Annotated in this window: 24 protein-coding genes; 8 read left to right on the forward strand and 16 right to left on the reverse strand. The window is 39.1% G+C overall.

The annotated features are described in order from the left end of the window. Positions 1-3: 3 nt before the first annotated feature. Both PY091_RS00075 and uvrA read right to left on the reverse strand, forming a co-directional pair. A complete protein-coding gene (locus PY091_RS00075) occupies positions 4-3,303 on the reverse strand; it encodes a gliding motility-associated C-terminal domain-containing protein (RefSeq protein WP_275647726.1) in 3,300 nt (1,099 codons plus the stop codon). Between the two features lie 348 nt (positions 3,304-3,651). Next, complete coding sequence (gene uvrA, locus PY091_RS00080) at positions 3,652-6,438, reverse strand: excinuclease ABC subunit UvrA (RefSeq protein WP_275647727.1); 2,787 nt, start codon at positions 6,436-6,438, stop codon at positions 3,652-3,654. Positions 6,439-6,690: 252 nt separating this feature from the next. On the opposite strand from uvrA, the gene PY091_RS00085 reads away from it, so the two are divergent. Then, positions 6,691-7,275 (forward strand): RNA polymerase sigma factor, encoded by a 585-nt coding sequence (locus PY091_RS00085; RefSeq protein WP_108246137.1) that lies wholly within the window; start codon positions 6,691-6,693, stop codon positions 7,273-7,275. Between the two features lie 252 nt (positions 7,276-7,527). On the opposite strand, the gene PY091_RS00090 is transcribed toward PY091_RS00085, so the two are convergent. Further along, entirely contained in the window at positions 7,528-8,190 is a 663-nt protein-coding gene (locus PY091_RS00090; protein ID WP_275647728.1) for an endonuclease III domain-containing protein, read from the reverse strand. Positions 8,191-8,245: 55 nt separating this feature from the next. Between PY091_RS00090 and bcp the strand changes: the two genes are divergently transcribed. Then, the gene (gene bcp, locus PY091_RS00095; protein WP_275647729.1) at positions 8,246-8,698 is read left to right on the forward strand and encodes a thioredoxin-dependent thiol peroxidase; all 453 of its coding nucleotides are present in this window, start codon (positions 8,246-8,248) and stop codon (positions 8,696-8,698) included. Between the two features lie 46 nt (positions 8,699-8,744). On the opposite strand, the gene PY091_RS00100 is transcribed toward bcp, so the two are convergent. Then, positions 8,745-10,196, reverse strand: a complete 1,452-nt coding sequence (locus tag PY091_RS00100) for a TonB-dependent receptor (protein ID WP_275647730.1) — start codon at positions 10,194-10,196, stop codon at positions 8,745-8,747. 89 nt (positions 10,197-10,285) lie between these two features. On the opposite strand from PY091_RS00100, the gene PY091_RS00105 reads away from it, so the two are divergent. Together PY091_RS00105 and PY091_RS00110 are read left to right on the forward strand one after the other, a co-directional pair. Next, on the forward strand, positions 10,286-11,050 hold the full coding sequence (locus tag PY091_RS00105; protein WP_275648756.1) for an MBL fold metallo-hydrolase: 765 nt from the start codon (positions 10,286-10,288) through the stop codon (positions 11,048-11,050). A gap of 139 nt (positions 11,051-11,189) precedes the next feature. Further along, the gene (locus PY091_RS00110; RefSeq protein ID WP_275647731.1) at positions 11,190-11,687 is read left to right on the forward strand and encodes a hydrolase; all 498 of its coding nucleotides are present in this window, start codon (positions 11,190-11,192) and stop codon (positions 11,685-11,687) included. A gap of 84 nt (positions 11,688-11,771) precedes the next feature. Here PY091_RS00110 and PY091_RS00115 read toward each other — a convergent pair whose 3' ends face one another. The 9 genes from PY091_RS00115 to PY091_RS00155 all read right to left on the reverse strand — a co-directional run bounded on the left by PY091_RS00115 (position 11,772) and on the right by PY091_RS00155 (position 20,139). Continuing rightward, positions 11,772-12,431 carry an alpha/beta hydrolase gene (locus PY091_RS00115; protein ID WP_275647732.1) on the reverse strand — a complete coding sequence of 220 codons (660 nt, stop codon included), beginning with the start codon at positions 12,429-12,431 and terminating at the stop codon, positions 11,772-11,774. Between the two features lie 9 nt (positions 12,432-12,440). Beyond that, positions 12,441-12,767, reverse strand: a complete 327-nt coding sequence (locus PY091_RS00120; RefSeq protein ID WP_275647733.1) for a hypothetical protein — start codon at positions 12,765-12,767, stop codon at positions 12,441-12,443. Further along, positions 12,767-14,020 (reverse strand): dihydroorotase, encoded by a 1,254-nt coding sequence (locus PY091_RS00125; RefSeq protein WP_275647734.1) that lies wholly within the window; start codon positions 14,018-14,020, stop codon positions 12,767-12,769. Before PY091_RS00125 ends, PY091_RS00120 begins: the two co-directional genes overlap by 1 nt. Next, positions 14,017-15,939 carry a BatA domain-containing protein gene (locus PY091_RS00130; RefSeq protein WP_275647735.1) on the reverse strand — a complete coding sequence of 641 codons (1,923 nt, stop codon included), beginning with the start codon at positions 15,937-15,939 and terminating at the stop codon, positions 14,017-14,019. The genes PY091_RS00125 and PY091_RS00130 overlap by 4 nt, the downstream gene beginning before the upstream one ends. A 140-nt stretch (positions 15,940-16,079) precedes the next feature. After that, positions 16,080-17,087, reverse strand: a complete 1,008-nt coding sequence (locus PY091_RS00135; RefSeq protein WP_275647736.1) for a glycosyltransferase family 2 protein — start codon at positions 17,085-17,087, stop codon at positions 16,080-16,082. Positions 17,088-17,119: 32 nt separating this feature from the next. Beyond that, positions 17,120-17,515, reverse strand: a complete 396-nt coding sequence (locus tag PY091_RS00140) for a hypothetical protein (protein ID WP_275647737.1) — start codon at positions 17,513-17,515, stop codon at positions 17,120-17,122. A gap of 8 nt (positions 17,516-17,523) precedes the next feature. Then, complete coding sequence (locus PY091_RS00145; protein WP_275647738.1) at positions 17,524-18,183, reverse strand: SGNH/GDSL hydrolase family protein; 660 nt, start codon at positions 18,181-18,183, stop codon at positions 17,524-17,526. Between the two features lie 55 nt (positions 18,184-18,238). Further along, positions 18,239-18,517, reverse strand: coding sequence for a hypothetical protein (locus PY091_RS00150; protein ID WP_275647739.1), 279 nt, complete (start codon positions 18,515-18,517; stop codon positions 18,239-18,241). 137 nt (positions 18,518-18,654) lie between these two features. Next, positions 18,655-20,139 (reverse strand): S10 family peptidase, encoded by a 1,485-nt coding sequence (locus tag PY091_RS00155; RefSeq protein ID WP_275647740.1) that lies wholly within the window; start codon positions 20,137-20,139, stop codon positions 18,655-18,657. Between the two features lie 132 nt (positions 20,140-20,271). Between PY091_RS00155 and PY091_RS00160 the strand changes: the two genes are divergently transcribed. Next, the gene (locus PY091_RS00160; RefSeq protein WP_275647741.1) at positions 20,272-21,411 is read left to right on the forward strand and encodes a Gfo/Idh/MocA family protein; all 1,140 of its coding nucleotides are present in this window, start codon (positions 20,272-20,274) and stop codon (positions 21,409-21,411) included. 18 nt (positions 21,412-21,429) lie between these two features. Here PY091_RS00160 and PY091_RS00165 read toward each other — a convergent pair whose 3' ends face one another. Genes PY091_RS00165 through PY091_RS00175 form a run of 3 tightly spaced genes read right to left on the reverse strand, consistent with a single transcriptional unit; the run spans position 21,430 to position 23,530 of the window. Then, positions 21,430-22,065, reverse strand: a complete 636-nt coding sequence (locus PY091_RS00165; RefSeq protein WP_275647742.1) for a transglutaminase-like domain-containing protein — start codon at positions 22,063-22,065, stop codon at positions 21,430-21,432. Between the two features lie 30 nt (positions 22,066-22,095). Next, on the reverse strand, positions 22,096-22,860 hold the full coding sequence (locus PY091_RS00170) for a TIGR02757 family protein (RefSeq protein ID WP_275647743.1): 765 nt from the start codon (positions 22,858-22,860) through the stop codon (positions 22,096-22,098). A gap of 1 nt (position 22,861) precedes the next feature. Continuing rightward, the gene (locus PY091_RS00175) at positions 22,862-23,530 is read right to left on the reverse strand and encodes an ABC transporter ATP-binding protein (RefSeq protein WP_275647744.1); all 669 of its coding nucleotides are present in this window, start codon (positions 23,528-23,530) and stop codon (positions 22,862-22,864) included. Positions 23,531-23,760: 230 nt separating this feature from the next. Here PY091_RS00175 and msrA point away from each other — a divergent pair, with 230 nt between their 5' ends. From msrA to PY091_RS00190, 3 genes are read left to right on the forward strand one after another with little or no spacing between them, the layout of a single operon-like run. After that, on the forward strand, positions 23,761-24,324 hold the full coding sequence (gene msrA / locus PY091_RS00180) for a peptide-methionine (S)-S-oxide reductase MsrA (protein ID WP_275647745.1): 564 nt from the start codon (positions 23,761-23,763) through the stop codon (positions 24,322-24,324). Further along, a complete protein-coding gene (gene folE / locus PY091_RS00185; protein ID WP_275647746.1) occupies positions 24,311-24,910 on the forward strand; it encodes a GTP cyclohydrolase I FolE in 600 nt (199 codons plus the stop codon). Before msrA ends, folE begins: the two co-directional genes overlap by 14 nt. Before the next feature lie 40 nt (positions 24,911-24,950). After that, positions 24,951-25,247: a hypothetical protein gene (locus PY091_RS00190; RefSeq protein ID WP_275647747.1), complete on the forward strand. Its 297-nt coding sequence runs from the start codon at positions 24,951-24,953 to the stop codon at positions 25,245-25,247. The last annotated feature ends 15 nt before the right edge of the window (positions 25,248-25,262 follow it).

Here is a 25,262-nt window from a genome sequence, read left to right on the forward strand (position 1 = left end):
TGATTAATCCCTATTGATGTATAGATAGCCTGAGTAACTTGGTTTTCCAGGGTTTTCCCCTTCAATGGTGAGAATATAGAAGTAGGTGCCACTCGGTAGTTCTTTCTCCTTTTGTAGCGTTGCCCTGCCTTGGGAGATTCCATAGAAAAGATCATTGTCCTGTCCATAGTTCTCTTTTTCGTAGACTAAGACTCCCCAACGATTGAAGATTTTAAGGTGATTGTTCGGATAAGCTTCAATACCGAGAATTCGGAAAAAGTCATTTATATCGTCTCCATTAGGTGTGATACCATTGAAGATTTCGAAATCCGCTACCGAACCTCCATTCGTACAAATTTCCCCAGTGAGGATAGTTGTGGTAGGATTGTCATCAGTTAGGTTTGTGTGGTCGGACAAATCATTTATTTGGGAGTTCAACCCTGATAGATTGGCGATTACATTTGCTTGATTTTCTACCAAACCTTCATCTATATCTTCTTGTTGGATAAGGTATAAGGCCTCGTATTCCCATGATTCTCCAACGGAGAGGATACCATCGTCATTAGTATCAGTTCCAGCCAATGGTCCTTGAATATTATTATTTACAAGTGCATCTTCTATTATAATATTATCAAGGTCAATATCACCAGTATTGGTAACAATGAAGGTATATCGGATACTATCCTCGCAAAGGTCACCATTGTTGTCATTTAGTTCACCCATTTTTATTAATCCTATTCCTGGGCCACTTCCATTATCAAAAGGACATGCATCGTCGGGAACTAGTGTTCTTGTCCATTCATTTTCAAAAAGGCTGTCTTCATCAGATAGATCTAAAACCTGCCCTGGCATTCCTATGATATTCGCTTGAATTACAGCTTGATTCAATACGGCGGCATTGTCAATATCTTGCTGGGTAATTGGATAAAGTGCTTCAAAACTCCAAGTTTCACCAACCGAAAGGACACCATCATTATTTACATCCGATCCTTCTACAGGACCTAGAATGGATTGATCACCAAACAAGTTTTCATCGCTTAAAACAAGTCCGTCTAAATCTATGCTACCGGTATTGGTAACTGTAAAACTGTATAAAATACTATCCAAACAGCCATCATTATTGGCATCTATCACAGTTCCGACTTTTATAAGACCAATACCTGCTCCACCATCCGAACAAGCATCTTCCGGCACAGGTGTTCTTGTTGGTTCGTCTTCCAAAAGACTATCATTGTCGGAATGATCGAAAACTTGATTGTCGAATCCAACTGGTTCTGCAGTTACGGTGGCTTGATTGATTACCGATTGATTATCGATATCTTCCTGGGTAATGGCATATATCGCTTCATAAATCCAAGTCTCACCAACTGATAGAATACCATCGTTGTTGTCATCGGTTCCATCCAAAGGTCCTGGTATATCCAGGTTACCAAATAAGGTGAAGTCATTCAAGGAAACAGCATCTAAATCAATTCCTCCTGTATTTGTGACTGTAAAGGTGTATAGGATGCTTTCCAAACAACCATCACCATCTATATCAACTACTACACCTTCTTTAATCAAGCCAATATCGGCACCATCGGAGCAAGCATCATCGGGTACGGGTGTTCTTGTAGGTTCGTTTTCTAAAAGACTGTCATTATCCGAATCGTCTTCTACAATTATATCATTTAATGTTAATGCACTTACTCTGGCCTGGTTAACCACTGACTGATTGACAATATCTTGTTCGGTTATAGAATAAAGTGCTTCATAGGTCCAAGATTCGTTTACAGACAAAATTCCATCGTTATTCGCATCTGTTCCATCTACTGGTCCCGGTACTTCACCACCAAATAGGTCGTCTTCCAATATCGTACCGATTAAATCTACATTACCGTTATTGGTAACTGTAAAGGTGTACAATATGCTTTCCAAACATCCATCTCCGTTAACATCTACAACCGTACCTTCTTTAATTAGTCCAATGGAAGGATCTTGGCAATTGGTAATATCCGTTATGGTTGGGTCGTCTTCTAGAACACTATCATTATCCGATAGATCCTGGACTAGGGTGGGGTCACCTTCTAAATTTGCCGTTACGGTGGCCTGATTTACAATTTCACCAAGATTTATATCGGCTTGGGTTACATTGTATTCAATTTGATAGATCCAAGCTTCATCGGGGTCTAATAGGTTATTGTTGTTATCATCTCCAGATTCAGGTCCTGTTATAGGGTCTTCCCCCAAAAGTGGGTCTGTGATTTCAATATTTTCCAATGGCACCGATCCTTGGTTAGTAACCGTAAAAACATATAAAATGGCGTCGCATCTAACTTCTGCATCTGGTAGTAATAGATAAGCACCTTGTTTTATAAGACCTATAATAGGGGGACAAGACGTTAATTCGGTAATGGTCGGATCATTTTCATCTACACTATTGTCATCGGAAAGGTCAATAACCACTGCATTTAAATCTCCAAGGATGTTAGCGGACACATTGGCCTGATTAACAACTTGTCCATCGATTTTTTCCTGTGTGGTGGTTATGTGCTGTGCACTATAGGTCCATACTTCCCCTGGATCCAATAAGTTGTCGTTATTTAAATCGCCTGTGTCGGGACCAAAAATGGGCAGAACTTCATTGATCAGTGGATCTCTGAGTACCACATTTTCCAAAACATTTGGGCCTTGGTTCGTTACCGTAAATTGATATAGCACAAGGTTACACCCGGGTCCACTTTCAATATCATCAATAGCTACACCAGCTTTAACCACTGCGATATCTGAATTTGAAGGACATGCGGTCAATGCTACAACAGTGGAGGTTTCATCCGATACAGTTTCATCTGGTTGTCCTAATACATTAGCTGAAACCGAAGTTTGGGTGACGACCTCTTGGTCGACTTTTTCCTCTAACGTAGTGAGATGCTGTGCACTATATATCCATACTTCATCAATGTCGAGTAGATTGTTGTTATTGTCATCACCAGCAATGGGACCTATAATGTCCCCATCCAAAAGAGGATCGGTAACAACAACATTTTCTAAAACTTCGGTACCTGGGTTAGATACGGAAATCTCATAAAGCACAATGTTACACCCAGGTCCAGATTCTACACCTGCTAAAGCATTTCCACCAACGGAAATTGAAATTTCAGGTACAAAAGGGGTATCTGTGTTGGAAGAAGAAATTCGGTCGCCGTGAATTACATTCTTTACTTTGCCATGGTTTTCAATCACACCTAATGTGCTACCATAACATGTTGATGTAGAGTAGAATATAATTAGTAAGGTAGAGGCGAAAAAAGACTTTAATGTGATAGATAGAGTAGATGTATTCATGATCAATGATTATGCATGAAAAATGATTGTAAGATTTGAGTGGGCTACATTATTGACCGCTTAATTAAAATGTGATTCAGCTATTAATGCTACATTTAAAAAAAGAAATCAATATAATTTCGGCCCAAATATCATTTTTAATGTAGGGGCAGGGTCAGGTTAATTGATGAATGGGTAGTTAGAATTGATGTAGAGCAGATATGAATTCATGGATGATTTTATCAGAATTCAAAATCGTGTATTTAGCTTCTCTAAAAGAATAGTTAGGTAGGAAAATAGAATTCCTAAATAAGGAAAAAGATTGTAAAAAATTGATTTACAGTGTACTGATGTTTTTAGCTGGTAAACTTATGAGTGCCTAAGACTACTCTTTAAATAGTTGGCAGTATGAGATTCTGGGCACTCTATAATTTCTTCAGGTGTTCCTTCTACAACCAAATTACCTCCTTTTTCACCGCCTTCGGGCCCCAAATCAATAATGTAGTCAGCACATTTGACCAGTTCCATATTGTGTTCGATAACAATCACGGAATGCCCCTTGTCTATAAGCTCATCAAAGGATTTAAGTAGTTTTTTAATATCGTGGAAATGGAGTCCTGTGGTAGGTTCATCAAAAATGAATAGGGCTTTTTCCTTTGTATGTCCTTTTACTAAAAATGATGCAAGTTTTATACGCTGAGCTTCACCACCAGAGAGGGTAGAGGAGGACTGTCCCAAGGCCACATAACCAAGACCAACATCTTGCAAGGGCTTCAATTTGGTTACAATTTTATCTTGGTTGTGGTTTGTAAAGTGTTCAATTGCATCGTCTATGGTCATATTTAGGATGTCATCAATGTTCTTCCCCTCAAACTGAACCTCCAAAATATCCTTTTTGAACCTTTTGCCATCACAGGCATCACACTCCAAATGTACATCTGCCATAAATTGCATCTCTACCGTGATTTCACCTTCGCCCTTGCATTTTTCACATCGACCACCATCCACATTAAAAGAAAAGTGTTTGGCCTTATACCCACGAAGTTTGCTCAGTTTTTGTGATGCAAATAGACTGCGGATATCATCATATGCCTTTATATAGGTAACGGGATTGGACCTAGAGGAGCGTCCGATCGGATTTTGATCTACAAACTCAACATGTTTGATGTGGGCATATTTGCCTTCCATTTCTGAAAACTGACCGGCCTTTTCACCATAACCTCCAGTTTCTTTTAATATTGATGGATACAATATTTTTCTGACCAAGGTACTTTTTCCACTACCGGATACTCCCGTAACAACAGTAAGTACATTTAATGGAAAAGTAACATCAATATTTTTTAGGTTGTTTTCGCGTGCACCCTTAATCTGAATATAATGTTTGGAATTTCTTCGTTCTTTGGGAACCGGAATTTCCATGTTTCCATTTAGGTAGGATGCCGTTAACGAATCCGACTTTAGGATGGTTTCCCAAGGTCCGGCCGCCACTACATTCCCGCCCAATGTTCCCGCTTCAGGGCCAATATCAATAATTTCATCGGCAGCTTTCATAATGTCCTCATCATGTTCCACTACAATAACGGTATTGCCCAAATCACGAAGCGATTTTAAAACCTCGATTAAATTTTCGGTGTCCCGTGGGTGCAATCCAATGCTGGGCTCGTCCAAAATGTACATAGAACCCACCAAGCTACTCCCCAAGGATGTGGCCAGATTTATCCGTTGACTTTCTCCACCAGAGAGCGTATTTGATTTTCGGTTTAAGGTAAGGTAGCTCAATCCAACTTTATCCAAGAATTCTAAACGGGTGGTAATTTCCTTTAGCAATCTTTTAGCAACAGAAGTATCGTGCTCGGAAAGTTGTAAATCTTCGAAGAATGGTGTCAACTGATCAATGGGCAGTTCAATCAAATCAGAAATGGATTTACCGCCCACTTTTACATAATCCGCTTCTTTGCGCAGTCGTTTTCCTTTACAAACGGAACATCGGGTTTTTCCACGATAACGGGACAGCATCACCCTGTTCTGGATTTTATAACTCTTTTCTTCCAGCTGCTCAAAAAACTTATGGATACCTATAAAATGTTCGTTCCCGTCCCAAACTAGTTGTTTTTGTTCTTCGGACAATTCAAACCAAGGTTTGTGGATGGGAAAATCGAACTTGTATGCGGAATTGACCAATTGATCACGGTACCAACCCATACTTTCGCCCCGCCATGGAAAAACGGCATTTTCATAAACGGATAGGGCCGTGTTGGGAATCACCAAATCCTCATCAATACCGATAACATCGCCATAGCCTTCACACTTTGGGCAGGCTCCATACGGATTGTTAAAACTGAACAAGTGAACGTTCGGTTCCAAAAACTTCATCCCATCCAGTTCAAACTGATTGCTGAATGTTTTAATATCACCTGTTTGAAGGTTTTCGATGGCGCATTGGCCCTTGCCTTCAAAAAAGGCATTGTCCACGGCATTGGCCAAGCGATTGTAAAAGTCCTCGTCATCCTTTACAATGATACGATCCACGACCAAGTCAAACTCTCGACCTATATCTTCAGGGACTTGATCTATCCGGATAACTTCTCCTTTATATTTTATACGTGCATACCCTTGTTTGGAAAAAAGCTCCAACGATTTTAACGGTTCACGTTCTTCGCTAATGGTAATCGGTGCCAATAACAGGAGCTTATCCCTTTCATTCAACTCCTTTATATAATTAATGACATCGGTAACCGTATGTTTTTTCACTTCCTTACCGGAGATCGGGGAAATGGTCTTCCCAATTCGGGCATACAATAACTTTAGGTAGTCATAGATTTCCGTAGTGGTCCCAACAGTGGACCGTGGGTTGGTGGAATTCACCTTTTGTTCTATGGCAATGGCAGGTGCTATACCTTTAATATAGTCAACTTTGGGTTTGTCCAGTTTTCCTAAAAACTGTCGCGCGTAAGAGGATAGGCTCTCCACATATCTACGTTGACCTTCGGCATATAATGTATCAAAAGCTAAACTAGACTTCCCAGAACCCGATAATCCAGTGATAACCACTAACTTATTTCGGGGTATAACAACATCAATATTTTTAAGGTTATGCAGTTTGGCACCTTTAATAATAATATTCTGCTTGGGATCTACGTTGATATTGATTGCCATTTGTTAAAATTAGGGTCTCAAAGATACGATACACCACACTTAATACGTATATTGTATCAGTTAACATATAAAAATCGTCAACTCACAACATAGATTTTAGGTCGCCTGCCTATTTATCTATATTTGAAGTGTAATTAAAATCCTGATAGGCCTATACAGAATAATTACTTTTTTAAAGATTAAAAACTGAATAACTATAGTCTTTCTTGACAAAGGGAGGACTGTGATTTTAACCCAAAAAAAGTAATTTGTATGGAACAACTACAGATTAATGACTCGATTTTAGTAAAGAACTACATTGACGGAGACGAAAAAGCTCTTGAAATCCTGATCAACAGGCACAACCAAAGAATCACCAGTTTTATTTACAGCAAAGTTTTGGACAGGGATGTTGCAGAGGACATCTTCCAGGACACGTTTATCAAGGTGATCAAAACCCTTAAAAAAGGAAGATACAGCGAAGAAGGTAAATTTTTGCCTTGGGTAATGCGTATTGCGCACAACTTGGTTATCGACCACTTCCGCAAAAATAAAAGAATGCCCAAATTCGAGGGTAGCGACGACTTCAATATCTTTTCCGTTATCCACGACGAAAAGTTGAACGCCGAAAAACAGATCATTAAAGATCAAATCGAAAGCGATCTTACCCTTTTGATCGATGAATTACCGGATGATCAAAGAGAAGTACTGATCATGCGTATTTACAAGGATATGAGCTTCAAGGAAATATCCGAAAACACAAACGTTAGCATCAACACAGCTTTGGGTAGAATGCGTTATGCACTAATTAATCTTAGAAAAATCGTAGAACGTAAAAATATCGTTTTAACGAATTAATTGGCATTACGTCGAAGCCAACAATATTTCCAATCTAGCGCCGTTATATAATGGAAACAATTACTTACGCTAGAATATGGAAAACATTTACTCTGAAGAACAAAAATCCGTAAAAACGGTAAAAGCGAGTCAGAAAACTGTAGATTTCTTACTTAGCTTTTCAAAATCGATTCATGTAGTTGACTACAAAAAACACCAGTTTGAAGTAACATTGAATTAATTTAAGGATCAAACTGACGAAAAGAGCCGCAATTAGCGGCTCTTTTTGTTTTTATAATAGTCGTTGATCACCGATTTTCTTCCTATGGTCTTGGTTATAATATCCTTTTCCAAGTCCCAACCTCTTGCCGGAGAATATTCTCGGCCATACCAAATAATTTGAAGATGTAATCGGTTCCATAATTCTTTAGGAAACAATCGCTTGGCGTCCCGCTCGGTTTGTACCACATTTTTTCCATTACTAAAGCCCCATCGGTACATTAACCTATGTATATGTGTATCCACAGGAAAAGCAGGGATGCCAAAAGCTTGGGAAACCACTACACTTGCCGTTTTATGGCCAACTCCCGGTAATTCTTCCAATAATGCAATATCCTGTGGCACCTTGCCATCATATTTATCTATCAATATTTTGGAGAGCCCATATATTCCTTTTGATTTCATAGGGGAGAGCCCCACAGGTTTAATTATTTCACTTATCTCTTCCACAGTAAGTTTTACCATATCATATGGATTATCAGCCTTGGCAAACAACAGCGGGGTAATCTGGTTTACCCGCACATCGGTGCTTTGTGCGGATAATAAAACTGCAATCAATAAAGTATATGGGTCTTTATGATCTAAAGGAATTGGTATGGTTGGGTAGAGCTCGTCCAAGGTTTTGATGGCAAAATCTACCTTTTCTTTTTTCGTCATATTTGTTTAACTTTGATAAAGTAAATATTAAACAATAAATTCAATCACATTGATCATGAATATGTTAAAAGTAGGAGATAAAGTACCTGAATTTTCAGCAAAAGACCAAGACGGCAATACAATTAATCTTAACGATTATAAAGGAAAAAAGCTGGTAGTGTTTTTTTACCCTAAGGCGAGCACGCCAGGCTGTACAGCGGAAGCTTGTAATCTAAGGGATAACTACAAAGAACTACAGGACCAAGGATTTGAACTATTGGGAGTTAGCGCCGACTCGGAGAAGAGACAATCCAATTTTAAAAATAAATATGAATTTCCTTTTCCATTATTGGCCGATGAGGATCATACTGTAATCAATACCTTCGGAGTTTGGGGACCTAAGAAATTCATGGGCAAGGAGTATGATGGAATCCACCGGACAACATTTATTATCGATGGTGATGGGGTAGTGGAGAATGTGATTGAAAAGGTGAAGACCAAAGATCACGCGGCTCAGATATTGGGCTAGACCAATTGCAGATATAAGAAAAGGCGCTGATTCAGCGCCTTTTTTGTTATTCTTTTTCTTCGAGAACCTTTCGTGTAAACAAATTCTTCTCTTTTATAATTTCGGCAATACCCTCAGGTAGCTCTTTTTCCCACCCTTCATCTTTCTTGATGATTTTTTTGAGCACATCTCTTGAAAAAATGTGGAGCACCTCAGGATCGTAATCAATAATATCCATCACTTTTCCATTGTACTTAAAGAATTTGTACAATTCCTTCATTCTCGGGTGTACCTTTACATTGTTGCTGGTAAGCACTTGACCCGTTTCCGGGTCTTTCATTGGATAAAGGTAAACCTTCAGATCTTTAAAGAACAATTTCCCGAATGCCTCCAAAATACCACCGCTTAGGTGTCGATAGTATTTTTCATCAAATACATCAACCAAGTTGTTCACACCCATGGTTAGACCAATTTTTGCCTTGGTATAATTATTAAAGTATTCTACCAGTTTATAATATTCTTGGAACTTGGAAATCAATACCGTATGGCCAAGGGAACAAAGTAGTTCCGCACGATCCATAAAATCTTGTTCGTCAATTTCCCCCGCAGCTTTAAGGTTGGATAGGGTTATTTCGAAAACAACAATGGCATTTTCCATATCCACTGTTTGTTCCCGAATAAAAATATCGTAGGACTTCTGGAACATATCCATATTCACCTTGGTCACAGGCCTAAAACTTCCACGCAATGCCAAGATGTTTTTCTTGTAAAGTACGGCTGCAGGCAACAAGTTGTTTCCGTCAGGGCCGAACATTACTGCATCGGTCATATCGTTTTTGATCAACTGTAAGCTCATCAAACGGTTGTCTACATCGGCAAAATTGGGACCGGTAAAGTTGATCATATCAATTTCCAAGGTATCATGGTCGATATGATCGTACAGATATTTTAGAAGTTTCTTAGGTTTATGGAATTTGAAGAATGCCCCATACATTAAGTTTACCCCCAATATACCTAGGGTTTCTTGCTGTAATCTTGCTTCATTTTGTTTAAAGCGGATATGTAGCACAATTTCATCATACTCCTTTTGGTCGGGATCTAACTGAAATCGTAGTCCGACCCAACCATGTCCTTTATATCTTTTGGAAAAATCTATAGTAGCAACTGTATTGGCATAGGTAAAGAACAGATAATCAGGATTATTGTCCCTGCTGATTCTTTCCTCGACCAAGCGCATTTCGTGATCCAACATCTTTTTTAATCGAGATTGGGTCACGTAACGTCCATCTTCCTCAATACCATAAATGGCATCACTAAAGGACTTATCGTAAGCGCTCATCGCTTTTGCAATAGTCCCGGAAGCACCACCAGCTCTAAAAAAATGTCTAGCGGTCTCTTGCCCTGCACCAATTTCGGCAAAAGTTCCATAAATGTCACGGTTCAAATTGATCCTAAGGGTTTTTGCCTTTATGGATGGAATGTTCTCGAAAGCATTTTCTTTGCTTGGTATGCTGGGCATGTTCGTTTTTTTAATGAATAGCAAAGTTACACTCTTCAAGCAATCTATTAAATAAATAAGTTATAATTTTGGTTTTAATGGATAATAAGATGACCATTACTTTTTTGGGAACGGGAACTTCACAGGGAATCCCCGTTATAGGTAGTAACCATCCGGTGTGCTTGAGCAACGACCCAAAGGACAAGAGGCTCCGTGTATCTGTATTGATTTCTTGGAAAGACTATAACTACGTTATTGATTGCGGCCCCGATTTTAGACAACAAATGCTCACCAATCCTATTGACAAATTGGATGGAATATTGTTTACTCATGAACATGCGGATCATACTGCTGGGATTGATGATATCCGCCCTTTTTTCTTTAGACAGGGAGATATTCCGATCTATGCACACCAAAGAGTGATAGAATCCTTGAAAAGACGGTTCGATTACATTTTTGCGGATGAGGATAGATATCCGGGTGCACCGGCAGTTCAGGTGAACGAGGTGGTTAAGGACAAGGCTATACCTTTGGGAGATTTGGATGTGATCCCAATAGAGGCGTTTCATAACAGATTACAGGTTTTCGGATACCGATTCGGCGAATTCATTTATATGACAGATGTAAAAAGGGTGGAAGAAGAGGAAATAAAAAAACTACAAGGCGCTAAAATACTGGTAGTGAACGCACTTCGACTAGAGCCACATCATTCGCACTTTAACTTGGAAGAAGCCTTGGAGTTTGCCGAAAAAGTTGGTGCGGAACAAACCTATTTCACTCATATAAGTGCATTGTTGGGATTCCATGAAGAAGTAGAAAAAAGTCTTCCCAAAAACATACATTTGGCCTACGATAATCTACAGATAAAAATATAGAAGTTCTTAATTCGTTATGATAACATGTTACAAAATAATGGATTTTCATCTTGATCGCAGTCGAAAGGTAGACAATACATCTCTACTTCGCTCGATGTGACATTAATAGGAATTAAGTATTGATAAAATATTGAAATACATGAAAAAAAACATATTTCTATACCTGTTTGTCTTTGCCGCCCTCTTGGCGCTTTTTCAATTTGTAACAGGAAACAATATGCAAAAAGCACTAAGCTCAGATGTAAAACAACTTGAAGAAGAGGTTGTAAAACTCGAGGATTCGCTACAGACCATGCACTTAAAAGTATTGGACATGCAGTACTTTACTTTGGAAAACAATGATGATGCCTTGGCTTACTACGACCATTTGAATTTGGAAAACCCTTCCCTCTATATTCAAGATAAATTATTGGAAACCAACGAGAGTAAAGGGGATAACCCTTTGATTCCGTATGAAGGTATGGAAAGTGATTTTAAGATCAACAAAATTAAGGTACTCAACCATAAATGGATTTTAGCAGATTTCTCCGATGGAAAATATTGGGGAGATTTAATTATAAAATATGAGCTAAAAGATGATTTAAGCGTAGATTTTACCTTGGCCCAACATTTGTTGTACGCACCGCAGGAGTACTAATTTGTATGTTGTTATCCTGAACTCGTTTCAGAACTCAGTTTGTGGGATGAGATTCCATGTAAAGGACGGAATGAGAGACAGGAATTAAATATGCTCCTCTAACCACTTTTTAAAAGAAAAGAAATTTTGCTGGGATACACCGTGACCTACAGGAAATTCTTGATAAGTAGTGTCTATATTCAATTGTTTCAAAAACTCTGGGGATTTTTGGGCCCATTCCAAAGGAATCACTTGATCTACCTGTCCGTGCGAAGCATAAAAATGTAGATTGCTGTGATTCTTCTCCCTGTAGTCATCAGTCAATATTTTCTCGTTAATGTATCCACTTAGGGCAACAACGTTTTTTATTTTTTCTGGATAAGAGAGGGCAACCGAATAACTTAAAATAGTACCCTGGCTAAAGCCCAACAACGTAATGTTTTCCTCATCCAGGTTGTATGCCTCTATAGCTTCATCGATAAAGCGAACAATTTTTTCCCTAGATTCCTTAGCTTGCTCATCATCACTCCATTTACCCTGTTCCGCATCAAAATTAATGGCGTACCACGCATGGCCAAAAGGCTCTAGATCATATGGGGCTTTAACTGAAAAAATCATTAATTCCTCTGGGAGTTCAGATGCAAAAGAGAATAAATCTTCTTCGTTGCTACCATATCCATGAAACATGAACAATGCGGGTACTTTTCCTGATTTTATTGACGATGGACGGAGCAAATATGTAAGGGATAAAGATTTTTGGGACATGTTGTTAGTTTAGGAGATGAATGTGAACCATTTTTGAAAATACTTGCCCAAAACTGGCAAAGGTTTGGTTTTCCCGTTTAATGCTTGCAAAAAACCAAAAATCCAAATAGCGATATAAAATAGATAAACCGGTATTGCCAAATAGGCGTATCCCGCATAGGTCATTAAAATGGCCAAAGCATGAAAAAGCACATGGATTCCAAATGCCTGTCGAATATGAAAACGAGCAAAAGCGTTTTTCTCTTCAATGTTCATGGTAATGGCGATTAAACAGCCTACAATAGTAATATATGCTACAACTGCCGTGGTTTTCCCTGGGCTTGTGGGGTCACTCATTATAATGTACTTAGGTCGTTATTTATGATTCCGTAGACTTTTCCTTTTAAGTTGGCACCAACAAACATGCTATTTTTGGATGTTGATAGTATATCCTCAACTTTAAAAGTATATTCAATATCGGGATTGAAAAGAGTAAGACATGCTTTGGACCCTACTTCGAGCTTGGGTGATGTAATTTGGTAGCGTTCGCGCCCTTTGGTTAACAGTCCAATGGTTTCATCAAGTTCAAAAATGGTGTTTAAACCACCAAAGGCAGTTTCCAGTCCAAGACTACCACTTTTTGCATTATCGAATTCCACACGTTTATGTTCAATATCCATTGGAATGTGATCCGAGGTTACAAAATCAATAGTTCCATTTTTAACCCCTTTGATCAGGGCCTTACTATCTGATTTGGTGCGCAGTGGAGGAGAAACCTTATAATGTGTGTCAAATCCTTCCAAGGTTTCATCCGAAAAAAACAGGTTATGAACAGCAACGCTGCATGTTACATCCAAGCCTTTTTTCTTGGCCTCGGCAATAAGCTTAACCGAGCCAGAGGTTGAAATCGTGGGTATATGGAGTTTTCCGCCTGTATATTCCAGTACAAACAGGTCCCTAGCAATTTGCAGTTCTTCTGCCATTGCAGGGATTCCTTTTAGTCCAAGCTTTGTGGATACTTCTCCTTCGTGAACCACACCTTTTCCTTTTATATCCCCATCTTGTGGAAAAGAGTATACCAATCCTTCAAAATTTTGGGCATACAGTAAAGCAATTTTAAGAAGGTTCGGATTAGAAATCTGCTTCTTAAAGTCGTAATAGGCTACCGCACCTGCATTTTTCATATCAAAAAGTTCTGCAAGATCAATTCCCTCGGCATTCTTTGTCAATGTTCCCAAAGGATAGATATTTGTAGCCTTACCTTGGCCACGCTCCTTTAAAAACACAATATCCGAACTGGTATCGGGAACTGGATAGGTACTTGGGTTGAGGACTATATCGGTGAAACCACTTTTGCCTGCTGTAAAAAGTCCATTCGTAATGGTTTCCCGTTCCTCAAAACCGGGCTCACCAAAACTTACACTGCTATCGAACCATCCTAACGAAACGTGTAGATTTTCCTTTTCTAAAATCTTTGTATTGGAAGAGGCTTCTAGAGAGGCTCCAATAGTTTCAATTATCCCTTTTTTAATAAGGATATCTCGCTTTTTCAAGTGAAGTTCCTTGTTCTCTGGGCATACAATTTTTGCAGACTTCAGGAGAATGTTCATGTAACAAGTTTTTGAATGAGTACCTCTATAAGCGCCAGAAGCAACGCTAAAATAACAAACCATTTCCAATATCCCGTAATGTTGTTTTCGGCTTTCAAGTATTCGAACAACTCAGGAATTGAATCCATGGTGTTAATATTTTCCAATGTTCCGACATCCAGATATTTAAGCTGGCTTTCTGTTCGCGGATAATTAAAGCTAATATTTTGTAATATGCTATTGTCTTGTTCAATGGAATAAATCCCGTCTTCAATGGGGTTTTGATCAAAGGTGAGGCGAACCCGATTCGGGTAAGTCTGTTGTAGCGGAATAAATTCGTAATTATCCTTGGAGACCTTTAAAATCTCATCCGTGCCTATTTCTACAGGAATATCCACAGTATTTACTTTTCCCAGGGTTTGATAGGACTTTGGAGTTTGTAAACTGGACTGGGCCATGTTATAAAATGTCGGCACGATCAAAGGTGAATTAATGAAATTTGAATTGTCCAACTCCAAGGGAGCGGTGAATACATAGAATCCATCATCACCTACTAAAAATGAATTTCCTCCATCCATGGACAGCGCTTTGGGAAGATTGGATTGTATTCCATAGTGCGTATTTATATACGGATATTGAAAATTGGTCACTTCCTGTTCAAAAACGTTCCGGTACAAGGGATGGTCAAATGCTATGGTCGTTAGTTGGGTCTCGGAGCTTATTTTTTCGCTGAACTGTGTAGAGGATAAACTGGACAACAGGTTATTATAAGAACCCAAATCAATATTTAGAGAAGGAATAATTATTAAGGTGCCACCATCATTTTTAAAGGTCCGAAGAATGTTTTGAAGACTATTCGGAATCGCATATTGGTTGTCAATGATCACAACATTCCGATCACTCAACGTACTATAGTCCAATTGATTTAAGCGGTACTTTTGAAACTCGAATTCCTCACCACGAAACAAACGGTTCAAGTAATCATTATCCGATTCACTAATAGCAAGTACTTTAATTTTTTCCCTTTCATTAATGTTGAAAAAGAAACGATTATCGTAGCCCAAGGCGTTGTCGATAATACTTAACCGTCCATTTAAAATAGCATTGACAGGAATGGTGAAATCAACCACGGCATCACCAGCGGAATTGAATTTTGCTGCGGCTTTGGCAATTAGCTCATCCCCGTTGTAAAGTGATATGGGTAATGGGTCGTCCGTATTTCCTCCGGATAAAAAAACATTGAGTTGGGACTGGTCGCTCGTATTATCGTTCACAAATACGGAATCAATGGATACATTTTGGACTTCTCTTGCACTGAGAGGTACAAAATAGGTTTTCAGTGCCGAATTCCAATCTGCTTTAGTTTCTGCTATCCGCTCTTGAAAATCGGATATTACAATCAAATTTTTCACCGAACCATTATTTTGAGAAAATAAGATATTTGCTTTAAGATGAATCTCATTGAGGTTCAATTGCTTGGAGGTGTAGGGTAGGGATAGTAGAGCATTTTGGATGTCTGTTACCCGAATATCGGCAAAAGTTCTTTCGTTGGTAAACAGACTAAATTCGTTTTCACTATCTATATTTTTTAAAAGGTCTTGAACAGCTTTTTCCAGTAGCGAAATGCCATTGTTTTTGGCCTGCATACTAAACGAATCATCCAAATAAACAACGGTTTCCTTTACTTGTAGGGCAGTATTTGCAGCGGTAAAAGGTTGTGCGAAAGCTAAAATAATAGCTGCTAGTAATAATAGTCGCGTACATAGTAGCAGCCATTTTTTCAGTGTATTACTTTTTCTGGATTCAGAAACCACCCTTTGTAGCATAGCTACATTGGTAAACGGTGTTTTTGTAAAACGACGTAATTGAAATAAATGGATTAAAATGGGTATGATTAGAAGAAAAAGTGCCCAAAGAATTTCTGGATGTTTAAACTGCATTCCCATTATTTCTTGATCAAAGATAGGCATTAATACATTCTGATTTCAAACTTCAGTGATCAATGGTCAATTAACGATTAAAAATAAACTGTTATTCTACGCGAAGGGAAGAATCTTGTTTTTAGAACAAGAGTTAAAACTTAGCAAAAAAAGAAATAATCCTGCATTGGTGATTGTCCCAAATCCGTAAAATAATCTCGAATTTCCTTTTGTGCATCCTCATTTGCTACAGTAATAATACTCTGTGGATTGCTCAAACCTTGCAAAGCCTCAAAGTGCACCATTTTCTTTCCGTAAATTTTCTTTCCTATTTTTTTTGGATTGTCACATAACCAAACAAAATCAAGGTCTTTCTTTTTAAGACCCTTTGCAATTTTTTTTCCCTTGAATCCAGCGCCCCAAACTACTAATGGGCGATTTATATCTCGATTTAATTTTAAAAAATAATGGAGTTTAATGTCCAAGAAGTAATTCTGGGCGTAATGTTCATGGGTCCTGGAAGTACGCGTGTCATAATCTCGCCAAAGATGCAACACTTGGTTGCAGGGAATAATTTTAAAATCCTGCTCATAAAACCGGAAAGTAAGATCGTAATCCTCCGGATACCTCTGGGGAGCAAAACCGTTGCACTTTTCAAAATCATCACGATGAACCATCCAGCAAGGGGACGGGATGACACATTCTTTGTAGATTTCATCAAAATTATTGCCAGTAGCCGTCAAAAGGTTCAGCCACTCCTCGTATCTTTCGTAACCGTTGCTGATTCCTCTGTTCGAAAAATATTTTACCTGTCCGACCGCAACATATCCTTTACCGTTATCAATTAAAGAATTTGTCATTGCCGCCAAACGTTCAGGTTTCATGATATCATCCGAGTCCATTCGTGTAATAAATTGCCCACTACTTTTTGAATAAGCGGTTTGTAGGGCGGGGATAATCCCGTTCCCTTTATTGTGAAGGACCTTAATACGTTCGTCTTTGATGGAGTAGGAGGTGAGCAACTCAAAACTCTCGTCAGTAGAATGGTCGTTTACGGCCAATACTTCCCAATTTTCATAGGTTTGAGCTATGATGGAATTTAGACATTCAGGTAAAAAATGCGCAGTATTTTTAAAAGGAATTATAATGCTGACCTTGCCGTTTTGCATGTTGCAAGGTAACTAAATTCTATGCAAGCAATTTAAGTGAACGGAAGTAAATCGGGTTCTAGGTAAGTGGTTTTTGCTCGTGGATTGGTAATTGTATCTTTTCCATAATGTTGATAAAGAAGTTCCTTGAAAGAGGTGACCAGTTTAGGGAACTCGTTTACAAATCCCTCAAATGTGGTTGCACTTGATTTTTGCCTGAAATGGTGAACCACTTTTACGGCCGCCACGGTAAGGGTTGTGTGGTATTTTGTTCCGCCACCATATAGTTGGTCAAAATTTTGAATGGCCTTACATGTTTTCGAAATTGCAGTTTCTTCATCGTACAGGTCGAGGTAAATCCAAGCTAATTTTATATGCGCCTTGTGATCGATTTTTTTTGGAGGATATTCCCCAGATTCGAAAGCATGGATAAATTCTAGATCCTGCATAACTTGGACTAAAGGGCTTTATCGATTGCTTGTTTTACCATTCGCTCCATAATTTCATAACCAGCTTTGGTCACATGTACCTCGTCTGTGGTCAACTCGGAGGGCAACCCATTTCTATCATCTGTCATTTCGGAAAAATAGTCCAAATAAATGGCTCCCTTTTCACTGGCCATGGTCTTAAGCATTAGGTTTAGCTTTGGAATTTTAATATTTGGTTCCAATCCTGGTCGCCATGGATAATCGTAGGCAGGCAATACTGAGCAAACTATAGGTTTAATACCATTGGCGATCGCCAATTCTACCATGGAAAGTATATTGTCGTGTATTTGCTCCAGGGTCATGGGCCCTGTATTACCCGCGATATCGTTGGTGCCAGCCAAGATTACCACCACCTTGGGGTTTAGATCAATAACATCTTGCCGAAATCGAAGTAACATTTGTGGCGTGGTCTGTCCGCCAATACCTCTATTTATATAAGGATTGTCCGTAAAAAATTCTGGATGGGCATCTTTCCACATTTCGGTAATAGAGTTACCCATGAAAACCACACGGTTTTCTTCTGCTTCCGGTGCCTTGAGTTCGGCGTTGGCATTTTTATACTTTTCCAAGTTGGGCCAATCCTGTGCGTTGATTTTTGAGGTATTCGATATTCCTAAAATCGAAATCATGATGCAGAGTAAAGTTTGTTTTTTCACGATGTGCGGTTTTTGTTAAAAATAGAAATTATCGTGGCACAAAAAGTAAATACAAGACAAAAAAGAGAAGTATAGTGGCAAGTATTGCATAAAACATCTGTCTTTTCTCTTTTTCCTTTTGGATAAACATTTTTTTTCTCACGCGATCTAGATCTCGTCGGGTTGATTTTTTAAAGCTTAGTTCGGTTACACTTACTTTACCATAAACATCGTCCTTGGTTCGTTTACGTCTTCCTTTTGAACGTAAAAGAGCTCTGTTTCCTTCAATAACATTTTTAGCATGTTGTGCAAATCCTCCTCCAGCCATAATTTATATATTTTAATATATATGTGCTGAAAAATGAATTTTTGTTACAAAAAACCGAGTATATCAAATAATAATACAATAAAAAAGCGGCGTGACATTAAATATCACACCGCTTAAAGTTTTAAATACTGTGTTGCTTAGTACTTCGCGCTCTTCCCGTTGGCTTGGGTTCTTAATATAAACTCGCGAATATCTTCATTGGCAGTTTTCAAGTCTTCTTTTCTCAAATACATCATATGACCAGAGCGGTATCCTTTCCAATCAAATCTATCTTTCATTTTACCACTAGGGTCAACTTGAGACATGGTATACTTGGCGGCAAAATAAGTACATGCCCCATCATAGTATCCAGATTGAACCAAAACATTCAAGTATGGGTTCTGAGCCATAGCTTGTCTTAAGTCATCACGAACACTATCATTGCTGTCATCCCAAGGATGTACAGGCCCAAACATGTTGTATTTGATGTCTGTTTTAAAATTAAGCTCTTCTTGCAGGTAATAGTTGATAGCTGGAGTAAAACTGTGCAGCCAAGAAGTTAATTCAGGGGAATAATCCGGACGGGTTCCGGCAAGGGTTTTGTCTATCCCTAAATAACGGCTATCCAAACGGCCAATGGTATAACCACCATTTTTCCTCATCAAAGCCTTCCAGAAATATTGAGTCGGTACATCCAAGTTGTGATCAAGAATATCCTGAACTTCCAATCCAGAGTAACGTGCCATTTTATTGGCAATGGAAGTACGCTCCGAATCAGCTATAAAACCACCTTTGGCAATTGCAGGCAACAATTCGTTAATGGTAAACTCTTCCACCTCAGGTAATACTTCCAAAAGGTCTTTGCTTTGCAAATCGGAGGGCAATGCTTTATGATGCCATGCGGTAGCGGCAAAGTAGGGCATATTCAAAGCGCTGGAAACAGGATCGTTGTCACGGAATACCTTATAATCAGCAGGGGAAACCATGATCACACCGTTCAAATACATCCATTGTTGGTTTTGAAGAGCCAAAGAAAGCCCCATAACACGGGTACCACCGTAGCTTTCACCAACTATGTACTTGGGCGATCTCCAACGATTGTTTCTAGAAACAAACGTATTTAACCATTCGGCCAAATATTTGGTATCCGCATTAATACCGAAGAATTTTTTACGGTCCACTTCTTTTCCGGTTTCCGGAATAGTGCGGGAATATCCAGTATTTACGGGATTTACGTATACAATGTCAGTAACGTCGAGCACGGAATACGGGTTTTCTTTAACCCCATAAGGTTGAACAGGATAACCTTCATCATCAATTTTAAGGATTCTTGGACCTGTATAGGCCAAGTGCATCCAAACGGAACCTGAACCAGGTCCACCATTAAAAGAAATCAGCAAAGGTCTTGAAGCCCTATCTTTTACATCGTTCTTAGTATAGTAAGTGTAATGTAAAGATGCTATGGGTTCTCCTAGTTCGTCCCAAACTGGTTGGGTTCCAGTGGTCGCCGTATAATTAATGCGAGCTCCATTAATGGTTACGGAATGTTGTGTAGTTACAGTAGTGTCAACAGGAATTTTTCGTTCTTGGGCAAAGGCGATGGACGTACATAATGCCATGCCTAATAGTAAGAGTTTTTTCATTATTATTTGGTTGAATTAGTCTAGTCCATAAAAATAGGGAATTTGAAGGTTCTTACCTTGTTAAAAGAATCGAAAATGCCATGATTGAGCTATTATTCTTAATTTTAATGGAAACGCACTAAATCCAATTACATGAAGCCAATTACTCGAAGAAATTTTAATAGTATAACTGCAAAAGGGATAGGAGGCGCGGCTTTGTTATCCTCAGCTCCCTTTGCCTGTGCCATGGGGGCAAATCAAGATAAGAAGAAGTTGGGTATTGCCTTGGTAGGACTTGGTGGTTACAGTACCTATCAATTAGCTCCTGCATTGCAAGATACACAGTATTGTTATTTAGCAGGAATTGTAACGGGAACACCCGAAAAGGAAAAGGTTTGGGCCGATAAGTATGGTATTCCTGAAAAGAATATTTACAACTATCAAAATTTTGATGATATCGCTAATAACAAGGACATTGATGTTGTTTATGTTGTGCTCCCTAACAGTATGCATGCCGAATTTAGTATTCGAGCTGCAAAAGCGGGCAAGCATGTAATCTGTGAAAAGCCTATGGGCATTAGTGTAGAGGAGTGTGATGCTATCATAAATGCATGTGACGAAGCAGGTGTAAAATTGGGAATGGGTTATCGTTTACATTCCGAGCCATATACTCGTCAAGTAAAGGAGTTTGTGCGTGAAAAGACTTTTGGTGATATATTATTTGTGTCTGCGGATGCCTCGTACCGTTCTATGGGCAATCCAGACCAATGGCGTTTAAACAGAGAACTGTCTGGAGGTGGTGCTTTGGTAAACATGGGTATATATGCGGTACAAAGTACCATTTATGGTACCGGGGAAAACCCAATTTCCGTTGCTGCACAAGAGTTTAGTACCCGACCTGAATATTTTAAGGAAACTGATGAGACGATCACGGCACAATTTCAATTTCCAAGTGGGGCAGTAGGTAATATCACCACTTCCCATAATTTTAATGCCAATGCAATGTATGCTTCGGGTACCTCTGGCTGGTTTAGATTACAGCCTGCCAACAATTATGGACCTTTGAGCGGAGTGACCTCCAATGGGGATGAAATCAAATTTCCGCACGAGAGCCAACAAAAATTACAAATGGATGATTTTGCAAGGCATGTATTATTTGATGAACCGAACAAAGCGCCGGGAGAAATGGGCAAGCGCGATATGATAATTGTGGAAGCTATTTATAAATCCATTGCCAATGGGGGAGAGACCATTCCTTTGGATTTGAAACCCGGTTATGGGTTTGGAGGCTAGGAATGCTGACTAATTTTTTTATAGTCTAAACTCAGTAATATTTTCAGCTTTGTCAAAAATGTGGGGGTAGTGCTCTTTAATGTTCTTTTTCATGAACTCCAGGGGAACGTCCTCAAAATGCCCATAGTCTTCTGTGTATTCCATAAATCTAGTGCCGGCACTGTTATATGCTTGCAAGAAGGAGTTGTTTTCTCCATCGAACTCCAAAGGTTCTACATTTAATTTTTCACATAAGCTTTTATTGAATGCAGGAGACATTTTTAACCACTTATTGTTGAGATTTACATTAACCATTCCGTGCGGTGTAAGTTCGTTGGAACCAAACTTTTCGATTAGCCTTTCTACGGCAATGTGGTTTTTTACTTTCCCCAAATGAAGCCTCGCAGGTATTCCCATACCCCTTAGCCCGGCAATCAATAAAATGGATTTCTCCACACAATTGCCCGTGCTTTTTTGCACAATGTGGCTAGCCCTGTAATTTTCTTTGGCAAGGCTTATATGGTATGGGTCATATTTCCAATCATCCCGAACTTTGGTATACAGTCCGATAGTTTTCTCTTTATCGGTGAGTTCAGGTGCCATAAATTCGGATATCAATTCTTGAATGGAATGGTGTTCAAAATCAAAAAAGTAAGAAGGGGACGAATATTTCATTGCATCATAAATCTACAAGGTTCAAATTACCTAAAACTTTTCAAAAACCCCTAAGCCGAATAATGCAAAATCATATTTCACAGGGTCGTTAGGGTCTAATTTTCTCAGATTTTTATCCAATTCCTGTAGTGCTTTGGCATCATTCTGTTTGCGTTTGAGCAATTTTAACTTTCGAGCTACATTGCCAGAATGTACATCCAATGGGCAGGAAAGTTTAGCAGGGGAGATATTTTTCCATAATCCAAAATCAACTCCAGCACTGTTGTCACGGACCATCCAACGTAAAAACATATTAATTCGCTTTGCAGCAGAACCTTTACTAGGGTCGGATACATGTTTTTGTGTCCGGTGTTGGTGTGGTAGTTCAAAAAACAATTCCTTGAAGTTTGTAATGGCAGGTTGCATGGAGTCTTTGTTCTGATGTTCACTAAAAACAAGCTCTAAACCACCATGGTTTTTATAGATATTTTGTAGGCTGGTTACAAAGTAACCAAGGTCGATGCCGTTGAAGGTACGGTGTACAAAAGGGGAGAGCATGTCCAGGTCATCCTCGGTATGACCCATCACAAAATCGTAAGGCGTATTGCCCATCAGTCCCATTAATTTTGTTGCATTGTTAATAATGCTCTTACGGTTTCCCCAAGCAATGGTCGCCGTTAAAAATGCACTGATTTCAATATCTTCTTTTAGGGTGAACTGGTGTGGAATTTGAATAGGGTCATCCTCTAAAAATTTGGGATGATTGTATTCCAACACCTTGGCATCCAAAAATTCTTTGAGTTCTGCTTTGGTCATATCAGTCCTTGGAAACGATCAATCCATCCACCATGGTCAATTTTCGGTCCGCCATATCGGCCAATTCCAAGTTGTGGGTAACCAAAACAAAGGTCTGCCCGAACTCGTCGCGCAACTTAAAAAATAGTTTATGCAGGTTGTCCGCACTCTCAGAATCCAAATTACCACTGGGTTCATCGGCGAAAACCACGGAAGGATTGTTCATTAAGGAACGGGCTACGGCCACACGCTGCTGCTCACCGCCGGACAATGCATTGGGCTTATGATCGTAGCGGTCCTTTAACCCCAAGAAATCCAATAGCTCTTTGGCCCGCTTTTCGGCTTTTGCTTTAGGTGTTTTTTTAATAAAAGCAGGGATACAAACATTCTCTAAAGCTGTAAACTCGGGCAACAACTGGTGAAACTGAAAAATAAATCCAATATGCTCGTTTCGGAATTGGGCCAAGCTCTTATCGTTGAGTTGGTTTACATCGGTGTCGTTTATGACCAAAGTACTTTCTCCCTTGTTGGTAGGAGTGTCCAAAGTACCCAATATTTGCAATAGCGTTGTTTTTCCGGCTCCCGAGGCCCCTACAATGGAAACTACTTCACCTTTTTTTATTTCTAGATCAACTCCTTGTAAAACCTTTAGGTCTCCGTAACTTTTTTGAATATTTGTGGCCTTTATCATAAGTACGTCTTCGTTGGTCGAAGATAATGATTACTGTTGTATCGCAAAGATGATCGTTTTGATGCGATTCCACAATTTTTCACAAAGTATCCGGATATTGCTTTGGAGGAAATAAAAAACATCAATTGGTCAGTAGATATAAGTTGATGACTTTAAATTCGACCAATCAACATATAAATATTTGTTAGGATTCATATTTCCAATCAAATATTGTTTAACTTTGATTAATAATGAATGAACAAAATAATATTCAATTGAGTACTGCTATTTTCGCGGGAGGTTGTTTTTGGTGTACTGAAGCAGTATTTCAGCGTCTGGATGGAGTGGAGGAAGTTGTTTCCGGATATACTGGCGGAACCATTAAAAATCCAGCGTATCGTGAAATTTGTACTGGAAGAACCGGCCATGCAGAAGGGATTAAAATCACCTTCAACCCTTCAAAAATATCATACCCGGAATTATTGGAGGTGTTTTTTGCGACACATGACCCCACAACACTGAACCGACAGGGCAATGATGTAGGTACCCAATACCGAAGTGAAATATTTTACACTAATCCAGAACAAAAGCAACAGGCTGAAGATTTCATCGCGTTATTGGAAAAGGAAAATATCTTTGATTCGCCTATTGTTACCGCTATTTCCGAAGAAAAACCCTTTTATCTTGCAGAAGAGGAACATCATAATTATTACAATGACAATAAGCTACAACCATATTGTCAATTTATTATAGATCCAAAGATCAAGAAACTAAATACTTATTTTTCAAAAAAGCTAAAGCATGGCACCATATAGAAACCTCGAGGAATACAACATTGAAATTACCAATGAGGTAAAAGATCATTTCTCCAAAATAATGGATGATATTGGAGAGGACGTTACCCGAGAAGGATTGGTAAAAACGCCAGAGAGAGCTGCAAAAGCAATGCTCTTCCTTACCCAAGGGTACAAACAAGATGCCGAGGAAATACTCAAAGGCGCCATGTTTGCGGAAGATTATGACGACATGGTAATCATAAAAGATATAGAGCTTTACTCGCTCTGTGAGCACCATATGTTGCCTTTTTTTGGCAAAGCCCATGTGGCTTACATTCCCAATGGCCATATAGTTGGTCTTAGTAAAATACCACGTGTAGTGGATGTGTTCGCTAGGAGATTACAGGTACAGGAACGTTTGACACACGATATTTTGGAATGCATCAACAAAACACTAAAACCCAAAGGGGTAGCCGTAGTTATTGAAGCGGCCCATATGTGTATGATGATGCGCGGGGTTCAAAAACAGAATTCCGTAACCACTACTTCCGGCTTTAGGGGGCAATTCGAAAAAATAGAGACCAGAAACGAGTTTTTGAAGCTGGTTAGTGCCGATTTGTCCTAAAGCACTTTTTCAATTTGGCGGGAATTACTATTTTTCCCTTATGGCAAAAGAAAAAGACAATAAATACCGAAACCTTTTAATGGGTTTGCTGTTCGATGGTATCGGTATGTTATCCTTTGTAATTCCTGGGATAGGCGAATTTTCCGATGTAATTTGGGCCCCGGTCGCAGGCTGGCTAATGACGCGGATGTACAAGGGCAGGGTAGGACAGGCTGCAGGCTTGATAACTTTTGCCGAAGAGCTAGTTCCAGGACTGGATGTGATTCCCACTTTTACCCTTACTTGGGTATACACCTATTTATTGCGCAAGAAAAAAGGTCAACCTATAAAAGATTGACCTTGATTTTTTCAG

It is taken from the genome of Flagellimonas okinawensis (assembly GCF_029194005.1).
Classification (GTDB): domain Bacteria; phylum Bacteroidota; class Bacteroidia; order Flavobacteriales; family Flavobacteriaceae; genus Flagellimonas; species Flagellimonas okinawensis.

What these genes read in the sequence shown, in the direction of transcription:
- PY091_RS00125 (WP_275647734.1), bottom strand. Translation starts at nt 14,020, where the DNA reads ATGAACATTCTCCTGAAGTCTGCAAAAATTGTATGCCCAGAGAACAAG.
- PY091_RS00150 (WP_275647739.1), bottom strand. Translation starts at nt 18,517, where the DNA reads ATGGCTGGAGGAGGATTTGCACAACATGCTAAAAATGTTATTGAAGGA.
- PY091_RS00130 (WP_275647735.1), bottom strand. Translation starts at nt 15,939, where the DNA reads ATGCAGTTTAAACATCCAGAAATTCTTTGGGCACTTTTTCTTCTAATC.
- PY091_RS00170 (WP_275647743.1), bottom strand. Translation starts at nt 22,860, where the DNA reads ATGACCAAAGCAGAACTCAAAGAATTTTTGGATGCCAAGGTGTTGGAA.
- PY091_RS00120 (WP_275647733.1), bottom strand. Translation starts at nt 12,767, where the DNA reads ATGAGTGACCCCACAAGCCCAGGGAAAACCACGGCAGTTGTAGCATAT.
- PY091_RS00085 (WP_108246137.1), top strand. Translation starts at nt 6,691, where the DNA reads ATGGAACAACTACAGATTAATGACTCGATTTTAGTAAAGAACTACATT.
- uvrA (WP_275647727.1), bottom strand. Translation starts at nt 6,438, where the DNA reads ATGGCAATCAATATCAACGTAGATCCCAAGCAGAATATTATTATTAAA.
- PY091_RS00090 (WP_275647728.1), bottom strand. Translation starts at nt 8,190, where the DNA reads ATGACGAAAAAAGAAAAGGTAGATTTTGCCATCAAAACCTTGGACGAG.
- bcp (WP_275647729.1), top strand. Translation starts at nt 8,246, where the DNA reads ATGAATATGTTAAAAGTAGGAGATAAAGTACCTGAATTTTCAGCAAAA.
- PY091_RS00160 (WP_275647741.1), top strand. Translation starts at nt 20,272, where the DNA reads ATGAAGCCAATTACTCGAAGAAATTTTAATAGTATAACTGCAAAAGGG.
- PY091_RS00155 (WP_275647740.1), bottom strand. Translation starts at nt 20,139, where the DNA reads ATGAAAAAACTCTTACTATTAGGCATGGCATTATGTACGTCCATCGCC.
- PY091_RS00165 (WP_275647742.1), bottom strand. Translation starts at nt 22,065, where the DNA reads ATGAAATATTCGTCCCCTTCTTACTTTTTTGATTTTGAACACCATTCC.
- PY091_RS00115 (WP_275647732.1), bottom strand. Translation starts at nt 12,431, where the DNA reads ATGTCCCAAAAATCTTTATCCCTTACATATTTGCTCCGTCCATCGTCA.
- PY091_RS00075 (WP_275647726.1), bottom strand. Translation starts at nt 3,303, where the DNA reads ATGAATACATCTACTCTATCTATCACATTAAAGTCTTTTTTCGCCTCT.
- PY091_RS00190 (WP_275647747.1), top strand. Translation starts at nt 24,951, where the DNA reads ATGGCAAAAGAAAAAGACAATAAATACCGAAACCTTTTAATGGGTTTG.
- PY091_RS00110 (WP_275647731.1), top strand. Translation starts at nt 11,190, where the DNA reads ATGAAAAAAAACATATTTCTATACCTGTTTGTCTTTGCCGCCCTCTTG.
- folE (WP_275647746.1), top strand. Translation starts at nt 24,311, where the DNA reads ATGGCACCATATAGAAACCTCGAGGAATACAACATTGAAATTACCAAT.
- PY091_RS00100 (WP_275647730.1), bottom strand. Translation starts at nt 10,196, where the DNA reads ATGCCCAGCATACCAAGCAAAGAAAATGCTTTCGAGAACATTCCATCC.
- msrA (WP_275647745.1), top strand. Translation starts at nt 23,761, where the DNA reads ATGAATGAACAAAATAATATTCAATTGAGTACTGCTATTTTCGCGGGA.
- PY091_RS00145 (WP_275647738.1), bottom strand. Translation starts at nt 18,183, where the DNA reads ATGATTTCGATTTTAGGAATATCGAATACCTCAAAAATCAACGCACAG.
- PY091_RS00105 (WP_275648756.1), top strand. Translation starts at nt 10,286, where the DNA reads ATGACCATTACTTTTTTGGGAACGGGAACTTCACAGGGAATCCCCGTT.
- PY091_RS00175 (WP_275647744.1), bottom strand. Translation starts at nt 23,530, where the DNA reads ATGATAAAGGCCACAAATATTCAAAAAAGTTACGGAGACCTAAAGGTT.
- PY091_RS00140 (WP_275647737.1), bottom strand. Translation starts at nt 17,515, where the DNA reads ATGCAGGATCTAGAATTTATCCATGCTTTCGAATCTGGGGAATATCCT.
- PY091_RS00135 (WP_275647736.1), bottom strand. Translation starts at nt 17,087, where the DNA reads ATGCAAAACGGCAAGGTCAGCATTATAATTCCTTTTAAAAATACTGCG.